This is a genomic window from Streptosporangium sp. NPDC023825 (genome assembly GCF_040639575.1).
GTDB lineage: Bacteria > Actinomycetota > Actinomycetes > Streptosporangiales > Streptosporangiaceae > Streptosporangium.
Genome location: NZ_JBFAAE010000078.1, coordinates 24479 through 37243, shown reverse-complemented (window position 1 = coordinate 37243; position 12765 = coordinate 24479). Strand labels below are relative to the sequence as shown.

Genomic DNA, 12765 nt, shown 5'->3' with positions numbered 1-12765 from the left:
GACCCCCCCCCCCTCCCCCGCCGCGGCCCCCCGCCCCCCGCCCCCCGCCCCCCCGCCCTCCCACCCCGCCCCCCCCCCCCCCCCGCGCCCGTCTTCATGACCTGGCGCCCCGGCCCCCGCCGTCCGGGATTCCGAGAGGTCTTTGGTCGCCGCGTGGAAATCGACGATGAAATAACCGTACGGACGTGCCGAATGCGGACTTTTTAGTTAAAAGTCGACAAGCTTCGCGACTGGCTGTGTAGCGGGCGGTGACGTGAGATGGCAGACGATGAACTGCACCCTTTTGTGCCTATTTGATTCTATGATCAGGTTCGACATGTCTGCTTCCCGGCAAGGAGTGAGCCATAGATGGAGGGCTGGGTCGATGAGCCGGTCGTGGATCCGGCCGTTCCGGAGGCGGATCGACAGAAGATCATCAGAATGCCCGTTCTCCTGGACGGATTCCCCGAGCCCTCCTCGCGAACCAGGCTCTTTTTTGCCGTCGACGGAGCCGTCGCCGGAGTGATCGGAGCCTTTCTGGTCGGCGTTGCCGTTCAGTCCGATTCGCAGGTCGCAGCCATTTTATCTATCTTTTCCTTTGTTATCGCCGCCCTGTTCGCCAGCCATGCACGCCCTGGTCCCGCCGCGCGAATGCAGCGTCTCTACGGAGACTGCTGTATATTTCCGGCAGATTTGGATGACAACGCTCTGGGTCTGATCCGGCGTGCGCGGAAAGCGATTGAGAGCGTGTCCACGTCCAGGGTGAACCGCTTGGGCCTGCTTGACGACATAGCCAACGATGTCGTCCTTCCGGAAAAACTCTGGGAGATCGCTCGCCTTCTCCGCACCCAGGTGGCGTTGCGGGCCGAGCAGGAAGAGGCGATGAGCGAGATGGTGACGCCCGAACTGGTGGCGGTCATCACCCCGCAGCGGGAAGCCCTGGACCGCTCGATGATCTCAGTCACCAAGCAGGTGGTCGAACTCGAAGATTACGCCAGTCGGGTTCAGGAGGCCGACGCGGCACTTCGGGCTCATGAGCTGTTGAAGAGCAACGACAAGTATCGGGACCTCTTGGCCCGGACCAACGATGCTCAGGGCCTCCAGAGTCTCACCGAACACGTCGACATGCTCGAAAGCACACTCGCTGAAAATCTGCGGGACGCGATCAACGCGGGCCAGACCCTGGCGGTTCCAGGGGGCGCCGCTGCGGTATGAATCCAGGATTTCCTGATGAGACCGTTCACAAGCGCGCTCCATCAGGACTGGGTTCGGGTCCACTGCTGGTTGGTGCCGGTGCCGCAGGCGTACTGCTGGATGTCGGCGCCGTCGGCGGTCGAGGCGCCTGCCACGTCGAGGCACTTGCCGCTGTGGCGGGCCCTGAGCTGGTAGTGGCCGCCGGTGGCGGTCCACTGCCACTGCTGGTTGGCGCCGGTTCCGCAGGTGTACTGGATGACGTTGGCGCCGTCGGCGGTCGAGGCGTCGGCCACGTCGAGACATTTGCCGCTGTGCTGGCCGACCAGGCGGAGGTATCCGTCGCCGGTGTCCTGGAACTGCCACCTCTGGTTGCCGCCGCCGTTCCACGGATACTGCTTCACCTCGGCGTTGTTCGCCGTGGAGGCGCTGACGACGTCCATCACCCTGCCGCTGTGCCGGGCCGTGATCCGGTATACCGGTGCGGCGGAACCGGAGATCACGCCGGTGGCGGTGTCGATGGTGACCTGCGGGCTCCAGCTCAGGCTCATGCTCGTGGCGGACGGGAACGTGATCGGCAGCCACACGTACTGGGAGTCGTTCACCGGGCCGCCCCACGCGCCGGCCCACCGGTCACCCATGTAGAGGTAGCTCGTCGTCGAGGTGCCCTGCACCGGCAGGACGTACGCCGGCTGGGAGCCGAACGTCGTGCCGTCGCCGACGTTGGTCCACCCGCTCCACGGGCCGGAGACGCTGGAGGCCGTCGCGTACCTGGCCTGGTTCGGGTTCCACCCGGTGGCTCCGGACGTCAGCAGGAAGTACGTGCCGCCGCGCTTGAACATGGCCGGGGCCTCGCGGTGGCCGCCCGGCCAGAAGTTGCCGACCAGGGCGCCGACGTTCAGGTAGTCGGAGGTGAGGCGGTAGATGTGCAGGTCGTAGTTCTCGTTCGCGGCCGAGATCATGTACGCGGTGCCGTTGTCGTTGTAGAGGGTGATGTCCCTGGACATGTGCTGCCCCAGGGGGCGGAAGCTGCCGTGGTAGGTGTAGTCGCCGTCCACGGTCGCGGAGGAGGCGACGGCGGCGCGGGCCTGCCCGTAGTCGACGCCGTTCTCCTTGTGCATCCACATGACGTAGCGGCCGGTGGAGCTGTTGTAGATGACCTTCGGCCGTTCGATGTTGGAGACGTTCAGCTCGGCGGCCGACGCACGGGTGAGGACGTCGCGCCGGAACTCCCAGTTCCGCAGGTCGGTGGACCGGTAGACCGAGACGGCGCGGAAGGTGTTGTCGGCGTTGCGGTTCTCGCCGAACCAGTAGTAGTACGTGCCCACCTTCAGCACCCCGCCCCCGTGGGCCTGCAGCGGGTTCCCGGCGGTGTCGCGGAACTGCGTCCCGTTGGTGATCGTGACCTCGGCGGCCCGGACCGGCGCCACCGGCTGGGCGACGAGGGCACCGGCGATGAGCAGGGCGGCGGCGGTCGCTCTGCCGATCGCCCCGCGTAAGCCTGTTCTCATGGTGGGCTACGCCTCCTGACAGGTGATCGGACCCGGTAGGTGATCTGGACGCATCCGGCGGTGGCCGGTGAAGCCGGTCGGGTTCGCCGCCGCTGTGGGCCGCCGTTCGGCGGCGAGGGGGACGACGCGGCTCGGCGCGGTCGTCGGTGACGCGACGCCCGGGGGAACCGTCCGGCGCAGGGACACGGCAGGCACCCTTCTGCGAGGGGCGGAACGGCGTGCGATTACGTTAGCGCTAACAATCGACGGTCCACGGTGACCCGTGGAAATGGGCGGATCCTCTGTGGGGCGGGGACGATCGGGGCGCGTCGATGTTTCCACTGTGTTTCCGCAGAGTGTTTACGCCGCCCTCGCGGATGTCAACAGATCCGGGAATTCCGGAACGCGGATTCGCCGGATCTGACAGGCTTGACCGATCGAATGTGAGCGCACACACTGATGTGGCGCCGACCTGACCTGCCGCTCCGCAGTGCTCGCGGATGGTGTGTCACGCGCATCGGCGTTCCCCGCCTCCTCGCGTGACGTTTCTCCGCCGATGAATGTTAGCGATAACATTTCAGTGCTCGAAAAGAGGTCCGTATGACGGTCGGCAGATGGGCGGCCGGGACGGCCGCGCTCGTGCTCGCGGGTTCCGCCCTGGTGACGACGGCCTCCCCGGCGTACGCCGCGACGCTGCCGACCGGCGCCCGGTCGCTGGAGGCGGTCAACTACCCCGGCCACTACGTCCGGCACACCGGCGCGCTCGGCCGTCTCGACCCGGTGACCTCCGCGAGCCCGGCCCAGACCAAGCTCGACGCCACGTTCACCGTGGTCAACGGTCTGGCATCGCCGTCCTGCTACTCCTTCCAGACCAAGGACGGCCTGTTCCTGCGGCACTACGACTACCGGCTGCGCGTCGACGCCAACACCGGCGACGCGACCTTCCGCGCCGACGCCACGTTCTGCGCCGTGGACGGGTCGGTCGCCGGCTCGACGTCCCTGACCTCCTACAACTATCCGGGCCGGCGGATCAGGCACCGCGACTTCGGGCTCTGGCTGGACACCTACCAGGACACCGCCGGGTTCCGCGCGGACAGCTCGTTCAAGATCGTCTCGCCGTGGGCGCCCAGGACGAACCGCAACCCGGTGATCCCCGGCCTGTTCGCCGACCCGCACGTCATCGCCGCGGGCGGCCGCTACTACCTGTACGCGACGACCGACGGCTACGCGGGCTGGGGCGGCACGTACTACAAGGCGTTCTCCTCCGCCGACATGGTGAACTGGACCGACCACGGCGTCGTCCTGAACCACGGCCCGGACGTGTCGTGGGCCGACGACTCGGCCTGGGCGCCCGCGGTCGCGGCCGCGGGCGGCCGGTACTACCTGTACTTCAGCGGCGGCGCGGCCTCCGGGAACACCGCCAAGCAGCTGGGGGTCGCGGTGTCCGACTCGCCCGCGGGCCCGTTCCGCGACGCGCTCGGCCGGCCGCTCGTCGCCGCCGGCCAGTACTCCGGCCAGGCGATCGACCCGATGGTCTTCACCGACGACGACGGCCGCTCCTACCTGTACTGGGGCCAGGGCGCCGCCCGCGTCGTGCCGCTGAACGCCGACATGACCTCCTTCGATCCCGCGCAGGTGCGCGTGATCACCCCGTCGGGCTACAACGAGGCGCCGTTCGTGTTCAAGCGCAACGGGACCTACTACCTCATGTGGTCGGAGAACGACACCCGCAGCGAGGACTACCGGGTGGCCTACGCCACGGGGACGAGCCCGATGGGACCGTGGACCAAACGCGGCGTCGTGCTGCAGAAGCGGCTGGAGGCCGGGATCAAGGGCCCCGGTCACCACTCGGTCGTCCGGGCGCCCGGCACCGACACGTGGTACGTCGCCTACCACCGGTTCGCCGTACCGGCGGGGAACGGCACCAACCGGGAGGTGGCCGTCGACCGGATGGAGTTCAACGCGGACGGCACGATCCGCCCGATCGTGCCCACCCTCTGAGCCGTCCTTCTGGTCGCGACGGAGTATCCGGGAAACATCGGTCCGGGAAACCGTTCTTTCGAGATCGCCGGTTGGTGCAAGGATCGCCAGGATGCATGGAAGGAGCAGATATCTGGCCCTATACCTGGAAAAAAAACAGATCTGCGAGCCAGAGGACTCTCGCGACAAGCAGATGGCCAACGGATTGGTAAGGAAATGGTATACAGGGTTACCGGAAGATCGGCTCTGGATTTAGTTTCAAATCCACGACCTCTTTCGAGCCCGGGTGAATTCTTTGGTGAAGGCTTTGAGTGCAGCATCATTTGCGGATAGATCTAGGGTGAGATTGATGTCTAGTCTTTTCCTGTTGGGCTGGGCTAGCCATGCGGGGATCTTTCCGAACTCAAATACTACTCTATCGATAAAAAAACGTATGTCTCTGCTAGGTTGATCTGCTACAAGGGCAGCCAATGCAGCTGCTCGTTGAAATTCTTCTGGATATACGGCGCCACGAATGTCGCTCGCCCAGTCCAGAAGGTCCTCGTAAGCTGAAATGATGCGTCCAGCGAAATGTGAAATGGTCGCCGCGTCCCCTGCGACGCCGGGAGGACCGAATGCTTGCTGTTGCACAGCGGGCGTAAATATCGATCTGATTCCTGTGGCTATTTGGATGGCGTCGCCTATAGCTCCTTGGAGTCGTGTCGCCGCTGAGGATTTATCTAGGTATATTCCATTTCGGCGACCGTGGCCACTCTGAAAGTCTCGCCACTTTGGCTCAAGTCTTTCTTTTCCTTGCAGCAGGATACCCGCAAATAGGAGATACTCCCATGCGGGCAGGGACTGCGAGATAAGTATCTGCTGTTCATCCGGGTTTCGAGGTACCCAATCAATTTTGATTACTTCTGGTGGGCGCGATAAAGACTCAAGTAGTTTCGTTATTTCGTCTAGCTGAGTCAGGACGTCATGGGCTATCAAATTTGGAAACTGTTCGCGGACGCTCCTGAATTTTTGAAGGCGATCGGCGAAGTATTCCGGACCCCTCCAGCTTACTTCGATGCCCGCTTCCCTCCCTGCTTTCAATACTAGGGAGGCAATATGTTCCGGTATTGGATAATTTGATAAGAATGTCCAATGAGCGATGTCCCAATCTCCTTCTCTCTTGAGCTTGGTGGCTTTCTTTAGGTCTCCTATCATCTTGGATGAAATTTCGTTGTCGAGGCTTCGATTTTGGATTCGCTTGAAGCAGTGTGCTGCGAAGATTCTCTTCTCTGACTTCAGGTAACCGTCGTTTCCCCGATCTGGCCGATCGTCATCAATCGGAAGAAAATCCATTCCGTATTCAGCCTGGAGGACGGCATTGCAGAAGCGCATAAAATCTTGAGGGTTGGTAATAAGCTCAATCTGTGCTTGAAGATTCATCTGCCTAGCGTAGTCGACAAGAGGCCTGGCGTGTAAGGATCTTGCTCGGATGTGCGTCGTCTTGATGCCTGCAACTGTGCCTGATGGCTCGAAGGTTGCCGCCTGGTAGCAAGGGTCGTGGCCGTACACCACTTTCAAGCCGCGGGGCTTCTGCGGTTCCCAAGGGATTGCCTGCCTGAAAGTAGGTGATTCCAGTCTCAGAAGCTGATCGCTTCCGCGTGGAAGAGATCCTATAGGGGGCGGCTGTCTGTTCGTCAGGTTGGCCATGTCATCCTCGGTTAGGTGAACTCGACCTGTTTTGATGGCTGATCAGAGAGCTACTCGGGCCAAAGGGTAGGGCACTGCTTCAAAACGCAGATTCGGTTTCCTCTGTGGTGGTACACATCTCGACGTGGTACTCGAAGTGGTCGCCTGGCTCGTAGTTGTCCGTGTTCGGGCGGGTGATCCGTGTCGGCATGTAGGAGATCCGTATCGGTACGGCGTGGGGAACGGACGCGCGAGGACGGAGCTGACCCCTCGGTCGGGGTGCGCAAACGGCAGCCATTGAGGGGGGAGGAGTGGGCGAGGAGCCTGCATGGTGGCTCCTGGCAGGCGTGGCGACGCCGTCCCTCCGAAGCACACGCCGCCACGCCCGTCTCTACCGGGCTCTACCGGACAGCAGTGCCGTCCAGATCACCCGAGCTTCGGGGAAAGACCATCGGCACGTCTCGTGGATCTCGTGCTCGCGGTCGAGTTGAACGGTTCGCCGGATGAACGCCTGTCCGCCGCCCTGGCACAGTTCGTAGACCGTGGCGCGGCATACACAGGTCCAGCTCACCGGCCTTACACGATCAGCGATCCGATCCGGAGGCCGCCACTGCAGCCGCGTGTGGTCGCGTCGCGCCATGGCCACGTGCGGACTCAGGCACTCCTCAACCAGCATCACAACGGGTCTCCACGCAGCAGCGGCGACACCGGGTGGCCCTGCTGTAGTTCCTCGTACCGGCGGGCGACGCAGCGGGCGGCGGCGGCCGGGTTGTCCACGGTGTAGGCCGTGTAGAGCCGTCGACGACTCCGCCCCGAGAACTGCCCCGTCCACCAGCGGTAGACGAAACCATCGGTCCAGACCAGAAGATCGAACCATACCGACACCAGGGCGACGCCGTAGCCGTCGTGGACGTCCACGGATATCCCATGCTGTTCCAGTGCGTTACTCAGCTGGTCAGCGGCGTATACGGCAGGCGTTCCGGTCAGCAGAGCGGGAGTGATCATCGTTGTCCGTCTCCTCTCGGCGCAGTTGATGTGCGTGGTCGAATTCCTCTTCCAAGACTGTCGCCGGGCGACTACGTTCGGTAGGTGTGCGCCTCCAACGCTCAATCCGCACATTCAGTTGCGTCTCATGTAGGACCCACAACGATCCGTGTAGAGCCCTGAAGGACGGGAGCGGAGATGCCCTCACCGAGCGAGCTGGACGCGAACGCCAGCGTGCTTGCTTACTGGGGTTCTGAACTGCGCAAATACCGAGAACAAGCGCAATGGAGCCAGAAGGAACTGGCGCACAGGATCTCCTACTCCACCTCCCTTGTCGGTCTCGTTGAGACGGCCAAGCGCGCCCCGACGAGGGAGTTCGCGGCGAAGTGTGACAAGGTGCTGGAGACAGGCGGTGCTCTCGTCCGCCTGTGGCCCTTGATCGGCAGAGACGTCTACCCCGTATGGTTCCGGCCGTTCGTCGAGCTGGAACGAGAGGCCCGCACCCTGCGAAGCTTCCAGCCCGTCCTCGTTCCGGGACTGCTCCAGACCGAGGACTACGCGCGGGCGATTCTAAGAGCAGGACGACCAGGCGACACCGACGAGCAGGTAGAGGAACTGGTCGCCACGCGCATGGAGCGCCAACGGATCCTCACCAAGCCGAACCCGCCCATGTTCTGGGCCACCCTCGATGAGGCCGTGCTGATCCGCCCCGTCGGTGGCCCGCAGGTCATGCGCAAACAGCTGGAGCAGCTTCTCGAACTGGTCCGCCGGCCCCGGATCACCATCCAGGTCATCCCGCTGGAGGTGGGCGCGCACGCCGGTCTGACCGGGGCTTTCGTGATCGCGAGCTTCAGAGGATCGCCCGATATAGTTTATTTGGAAACCGCAGCCGAAGGTCAGATCGTCAACGGTCTCACCGAGATCGAGACTTTGTTGACCCAGCTCGACGCGCTACGGGCCTGCGCCCTGCCGCAGTCCGCATCGGTGGCCTTGATGGAGAAAGCGATGGGATCATGGACCTGACGGACGCCCGGTGGTTCAAGAGCAGCCGCAGCGGCGGCAACGGCGGCGACTGCGTCGAGGTGGCCACCAACCTCCCCGGCATCGTGGCCGTCCGCGACAGCAAGAACCCTGACGGCCCCGCCCTGGCGTTCACCCCCGAGGTATGGGCCGACTTCATCACCTCGGTGAAAGCGGACACGATCTAAGCCGTTCCCCTTCCGAGGCGGTGACCGGCCTTTCGCCGTGGTGTCGCCGACCGAACTCGCTTTGCGAGCCCTTCTTGTGTTACGGCATTCCGTGCGAGGCAGGCGACCCCGAGTGCCTCCCATCCGGAGCCGAACACCGCCGCACCAGGGCGTGATCACTCGTCGGGCCACCGCGTCCTTTCGTCAGTGCGGCGGCTCGAAGGGGTTGACCACGGACACGTCCGTCCCCTCGAACTCCTTGACGCTCACCTCTCGGGAAGGTCCCGGTTCCGGGGGAACTCGATGTCGTCGTCCCAGTCGGGGGCGGTGAGGAGAAACCGTCCGAAGTCGGGAGCCTCCCCTTTGAGACGGCGGTACTCGGCGATGTCGACGATCACGGCCACCTCCTCCCCGTGCCGGGTGACCACCTGGGGACCCTCGCTCATCGCCCTCCGGAGGACCTCACTGAAGCGCTGCTTCACCTCCTGAAGCTGCCATCCGCCCATGGAGACCTCCTCTCCGGACTCAGTGTACGAAAACACAAGATCACATGCCGCGACAGACGCCACCCGCTCGGTCGGTGCCGGCTCTCCACGCCAGGCGCTCACCGGCCGGCGGTCAGCGCCTCCGAGCGCCACAGGTCGCGGTAGTAGCCGGGGCAGGACACCAGCTCCGCGTGGGTGCCCCGCTGCGTCACCGAGCCGTTCTCCAGCACGACGATCTCGTCCATCGGCTCCAGCCCGCGCAGGCGGTGCGTGACGAGCAGCGTCGTACGGCCGTGGGTGGCGTCCAGGAGGTCGGCCATGAGCGCGTCCGCCGTCGTCTCGTCCAGGGCCTCGGCGGGCTCGTCCAGCAGCAGCACCGGCGGGTCGTGCAGCAGCGCCCGCGCCAGTGCCAGCCGCTGCAGCTGGCCTCCGGAGACCGTGCGCCCGTCCTCCCCGAGCACCGCGTCCCAGCCGGTCCGCTCCACCCACCGGTCCAGGCGCGCCCGCCGCACCGCCTCGGCCAGTTCCTCGTCACCGGCCTCCGGGCCCGCCAGCCGCAGGTTGTCCCGCAGTGACGTCTGGAACACGTACGGATCCTGCGTCAGCCCGGTCATCACCCGCCGGGCGTCGTCGGACGCCAGCTCCCGGATGTCCACCCCGCCGACCCGGATCGTCCCCGACTCGGGCTCGACGAGGCGCATCAGGGCCGACAGCAGGGTGCTCTTGCCCGCGCCGCTGGGACCGACCAGGGCGACACGCCTGCCGGGGGTGAGGGTCAGGCTGACCCCGTCCAGCGCGGCGGGAAGGCCGGCGCCGTGCCGGACCACCAGGTCCTCGATCTCGACGGTGGGCGGCCCGGCGGGGACCGCGACGGGAACGGCCGGCTCGGCCACCGCCGGCGGGGTCGCGCCCACCTCCCGCAGGCGGCGCAGGGCGGCGAGCACCCCGGTCAGCCGCTCCCCGGCCGCGGCCATCGGCAGCACCGGCTCGAAGGACACCAGCGAGACCAGCGCGAGCACCGCGGTGGCCACGGCCCCCGCCCCGGAGTTCATCGCCAGCAGCACGACGGCCGCCACGGTGAGTCCCTGGGTGAGCAGGCCCAGGGCCGAGGCCACCGCGTTCGCCCGCGCCTGCCTGCGCTCCAGCGCCGCCAGCCGGGCGTCGGTCTCGGCCGCGGCGGCCAGCGCCCGCCCGTCCGCCCCGTAGGCGGCCAGGTCGGCCGCGCCGTGCACGAGGTCGGCGACCCGGGCCGCCAGGTCCGCCCGCGCGGGGGCGATCCGCGCCGACCAGCGCCGCGCGGCGGCGGCCGTGCCCGCCGGGATAAGCACCCCGGCCACCAGCAGCCCGGCCAGGAGCACCAGCGCCGCCGCCGGGAGCAGGAACAGCCCGATCACCACCGCGGCCACCCCGGTGACCAGCGCCGCGACCGCCGGGAGCAGGCAGCGCACCAGCAGGTCCTGCACCGCGTCGGTGTCGTCGACCATGCGGCTGAGCAGGTCGGCCCCCCGCTGGTTCAGCGGTCCCGCGGGGATGAGCGCCTGGTAGAGCCGTTCCCTGGTCGTCGCCTGGGCCCGCAGCGCCACGTCGTGACCGGCCAGGCGTTCCCCGTAGCGGAAGACGCCCTTGGTCGTCGCGAACGCCCGCACCCCGACGATCGCCACGCTCAGCGCCGCCAGCGGCGGCTGCTCCGCGGCCCTGGTGATGAGCCACGCGGCGGATCCGATCAGCCCGAGCCCGGCCAGCTCGGCCGCCGCCGCCCCCGCCGCGGCGAGGGCCAGCCGCCCGCCGCTCCGGCCCGCAGGTCGTCCGTCCGCCCGGTCCGCCGGTCGCCCATCCGTGCGGTCCGCAGGTCGTCCGTCCGCCCGGCTCGCCGGTCTCTCCTCCGGCAGGCCTGCCGGTCGTCCGTCCGTCCGGCCCGCAGGCCGCTCATCGGTCCGGCCCGCCGGGATCCCGCTGACGTCGGTCACGAGGTGATCTCCTCTCGCGTCCCCGCCGCTGCTCTGCCCTCGGCGTCTTCGGCGTTCCTGGCGTCCTCGGCCACCACGCGGCCGTCGGCGATCCGGATCACCCGGTCGGCCAGGTCGATCATCGCGGGCCGGTGGGCGACGATCACGGCGGTGCGGCCCTCGGCGAGGTCGCGGGTCGCGCTCACGATCGCGCCCTCGCTGCGGCCGTCGAGCCGCGCGGTCGGCTCGTCCAGCAGGAGCAGCACGGTGTCCGGGCGGCAGAACGCGCGAGCCAGCGCGACCCGCTGCCGCTGCCCGGCGGACAGGTTGGTCCCCCGCTCGCCGAGCACGGTGTCGTAGCCCTCCGGCAGCGCCGTGACGAACTCGTCGGCCTGCGCGGCCCGCGCCGCGGCCCTGATCTCGCCGGTCGTCGCGCCGGGGGCGCCGAGCCCGATGTTGTCGGCCACCGAGGTGGCGAAGAGATGCGGGCGCTGCGGTACGAACGCCAGCCGCGCGCGCCAGGAGTCGTGGTCGCCGATCTCGGCGCCGTCGACCAGGACCCTGCCCTCCGAGGGGGTGACGAAGCCGAGCAGCAGGTGGAGCAGGGTGCTCTTGCCCGCCCCGCTCTCGCCGACCAGCGCCACCCGCTCACCGGGCGCGATCACCAGCGACACGTCCTCCAGCGCGGCCTCCTCACGGTCCGGGTAACGCACCGTGACGTGCTCCAGCCGGATCTCCGGCGCCCCGCCCGATCTTGGTCCTGGTTCCGGTCCTGGTTCTGGCGCCGACTTCGGCCCCGGCCCCGGCCCCGGTCCCGGTCCCGGTCCCGGCCCCGGCTCCGGGCTCGGCGCACTCGCCGTCGCCGTACGCGTGCCCGCGTGCTCGTCGCGCGAAAGCGGGTTCTCTGCCGCCCCCGCCGTCTCCGCCTGGCCGTCGAGGACGCCGAACGCCTCGTCGGCGGCGGCGACGCCCTCCATCGCCGCGTGGAACCTGCCGCCCATGTTGCGCAGCGGCAGGTACGCCTCCGGCGCCAGGAGCAGGACCAGCAGCGCGGCCGACAGGTCCAGGGAACCGGACAGCAGCCGCAGGCCCACCGGGACGGCCACCAGGGCCAGCGAGAGCGACGCGGCCAGCTCCAGCACCAGCGAGGACAGGAACGCCACCCGCAGGGTGCGCATCGTCGCCGTCCGGTGGGCGTCGGCCACCCGCCGGATCACCTCGGCCTGGTAGCGGGCCCTGCCGAAGGCGCGCAGTGTGGGAAGGCCCCTGACCACGTCCAGGAAGTGCCCGCCCAGGCGGGAAAGGGCTCTCCACTGGCGTTCCGTCACGGCCTTGGTGTGCATGCCGACCAGCGCCCCGAAGATCGGGATGAGCGGCAGCGTGACCAGCACGATCACCGCGCTGGCCAGGTCGGCGGCGAACAACCGGACGAGCACCGCGACCGGCACGACGCCCGCTACCGCCACCGCGGGCAGGTAGCCCGTCAGGTAGGGGTCGAGGGCGTCCAGACCCCGGCCGGTCAGCGTCACCAGCTCGCCCGAGCGCTGGGAGGCCGGCCTGACGGGCCCCAGGTCCCGCACCCGCGCCAGCAGGCGGTGCCGCAGGGCGGACTTCACCCCGGTGGTCATGCGCCCGGCGGCGACCCCCTGCCCCAGGGTGAGCAGCGCCCGGACCCCGACGACCAGCGCCAGCAGGATCAGGGCCGGGGCCGCGAACCGCCCGGACAGCACCCCGGCGAGCAACTCCGCCTGGACGAGGACGAGCAGCCCGGTCAGGACGGCGGCGGCCAGGCACACGACCAGGTGGCGGCGGACGGCCCGCTCGCCCAGTGCCAGCCGTACAAGATCCTTGTGCATGC

General features: G+C 67.5%; 10 protein-coding genes. 4 read left to right on the top strand and 6 right to left on the bottom strand.

The genetic code is table 11. The features are described 5' to 3' along the window. Positions 1-348: 348 nt before the first annotated feature. On the top strand, positions 349-1194 hold the full coding sequence (locus AB0G15_RS38955) for a hypothetical protein (protein WP_362850258.1): 846 nt from the start codon (positions 349-351) through the stop codon (positions 1192-1194). 41 nt (positions 1195-1235) lie between these two features. Here AB0G15_RS38955 and AB0G15_RS38950 read toward each other — a convergent pair whose 3' ends face one another. Beyond that, positions 1236-2681 carry an RICIN domain-containing protein gene (locus AB0G15_RS38950; protein WP_362850256.1) on the bottom strand — a complete coding sequence of 482 codons (1446 nt, stop codon included), beginning with the start codon at positions 2679-2681 and terminating at the stop codon, positions 1236-1238. Between the two features lie 579 nt (positions 2682-3260). Here AB0G15_RS38950 and AB0G15_RS38945 point away from each other — a divergent pair. Next, positions 3261-4661, top strand: coding sequence for a family 43 glycosylhydrolase (locus tag AB0G15_RS38945; protein ID WP_362850255.1), 1401 nt, complete (start codon positions 3261-3263; stop codon positions 4659-4661). A gap of 237 nt (positions 4662-4898) precedes the next feature. Here the strand turns inward: AB0G15_RS38945 and AB0G15_RS38940 are convergent, their stop codons facing one another. Both AB0G15_RS38940 and AB0G15_RS38935 read right to left on the bottom strand, forming a co-directional pair. Beyond that, complete coding sequence (locus AB0G15_RS38940) at positions 4899-6326, bottom strand: hypothetical protein (RefSeq protein ID WP_362850253.1); 1428 nt, start codon at positions 6324-6326, stop codon at positions 4899-4901. Between the two features lie 654 nt (positions 6327-6980). Further along, entirely contained in the window at positions 6981-7223 is a 243-nt protein-coding gene (locus AB0G15_RS38935; protein WP_362850251.1) for a hypothetical protein, read from the bottom strand. A 264-nt stretch (positions 7224-7487) separates the two neighbouring features. Here AB0G15_RS38935 and AB0G15_RS38930 point away from each other — a divergent pair, with 264 nt between their 5' ends. After that, positions 7488-8312, top strand: coding sequence for a helix-turn-helix transcriptional regulator (locus AB0G15_RS38930; RefSeq protein ID WP_362850249.1), 825 nt, complete (start codon positions 7488-7490; stop codon positions 8310-8312). Next, entirely contained in the window at positions 8303-8497 is a 195-nt protein-coding gene (locus AB0G15_RS38925) for a DUF397 domain-containing protein (protein ID WP_362850247.1), read from the top strand. Before AB0G15_RS38930 ends, AB0G15_RS38925 begins: the two co-directional genes overlap by 10 nt. Positions 8498-8742: 245 nt before the next feature. Here the strand turns inward: AB0G15_RS38925 and AB0G15_RS38920 are convergent, their stop codons facing one another. The 3 genes from AB0G15_RS38920 to cydD all read right to left on the bottom strand — a co-directional run bounded on the left by AB0G15_RS38920 (position 8743) and on the right by cydD (position 12763). Continuing rightward, the gene (locus AB0G15_RS38920; RefSeq protein WP_362850246.1) at positions 8743-8982 is read right to left on the bottom strand and encodes a type II toxin-antitoxin system Phd/YefM family antitoxin; all 240 of its coding nucleotides are present in this window, start codon (positions 8980-8982) and stop codon (positions 8743-8745) included. 98 nt (positions 8983-9080) lie between these two features. After that, the gene (gene cydC / locus AB0G15_RS38915; RefSeq protein ID WP_362850244.1) at positions 9081-10928 is read right to left on the bottom strand and encodes a thiol reductant ABC exporter subunit CydC; all 1848 of its coding nucleotides are present in this window, start codon (positions 10926-10928) and stop codon (positions 9081-9083) included. Next, complete coding sequence (gene cydD, locus AB0G15_RS38910) at positions 10925-12763, bottom strand: thiol reductant ABC exporter subunit CydD (RefSeq protein ID WP_362850242.1); 1839 nt, start codon at positions 12761-12763, stop codon at positions 10925-10927. The genes cydC and cydD overlap by 4 nt, the downstream gene beginning before the upstream one ends. Between the last annotated feature and the right edge of the window lie 2 nt (positions 12764-12765).